Consider the following 884-nt stretch of genomic DNA (forward strand, 5'->3'; position numbering starts at 1 on the left):
ATGTGGCTTTATAGGACCGGAGAGTCTGAAAATCCCATTATTTTATATGACTATCAAAGAACTAGGTCCAGCACATGTCCAAAAGAATTCCTAAAAGGATTTACTGGAGTGCTTCAGACAGATGGATATCAAGGCTATAACTCAGTAGAAAATGTGAAGCACATTTATTGCCTTGCACATATAAGGCGAAAGTATTATGATATAGTTTCAAAGTTAGAAGGTGAAGCCCTATTAAATTCCAGAGCTGTTATAGGGTTTAATTTTTGCGAGCATCTTTACAAAATTGAAAAAGAGCTCAAAGAAAAATATAAAGACAGTGATGATTTTTATAAAAAGCGTTATGAAATAAGGCTTGAAAAATCTGCACCTATCATTGAAGAGTTCATAAAGTATGTTGACATAGAAATAAAAAATGCTCTTCCAAGAAGTCCTTTAGGACAGGCTCTTGAATATAGCCGAAAGTTATTGCCAGAGTTCAGAATCTTTTTGACAGATGGCTCTTTAGAAATTGATAATAATGGAGCCGAGAGAGCAATAAAGCCTTTCGTTTTAGGAAGAAAAAATTGGCTTTTATGTAATACAGCTAAAGGAGCAAAGGCAAGTGCAATTATCTATAGCATAGCAGAAACGGCAAAAGCAAATGATTTAAATGTTGAAAAGTATTTAACTTATCTAATGGATGTGCTTTGTAATTTGGAAAAGAAAGATAAAGCTACACTATTAAAATACATGCCTTGGTCTAAAGAGCTGCCTAAAGAATTAAAACTTTAAAACAAAAATATTCATTAAATGAGAGACTAAAATATCCAGTAGAAGGCTTTATAGATTACTCTACTGGATTTATTTTATCAAAGAATTGATGGTTAGTGTATACGGAAATTTTT

Annotated in this window: 1 protein-coding gene; it reads left to right on the forward strand. The window is 32.2% G+C overall.

The window, feature by feature from the left end; translation table 11 throughout:
- A partial coding sequence (tnpC, locus tag ABG79_RS12110; RefSeq protein ID WP_057979721.1) for an IS66 family transposase occupies positions 1 to 771 on the forward strand: 771 nt, incomplete at its 5' end.
- Between the last annotated feature and the right edge of the window lie 113 nt (positions 772 to 884).

This window comes from Caloramator mitchellensis, from assembly GCF_001440545.1.
In the GTDB taxonomy this organism is placed as follows: domain Bacteria; phylum Bacillota; class Clostridia; order Clostridiales; family Caloramatoraceae; genus Caloramator; species Caloramator mitchellensis.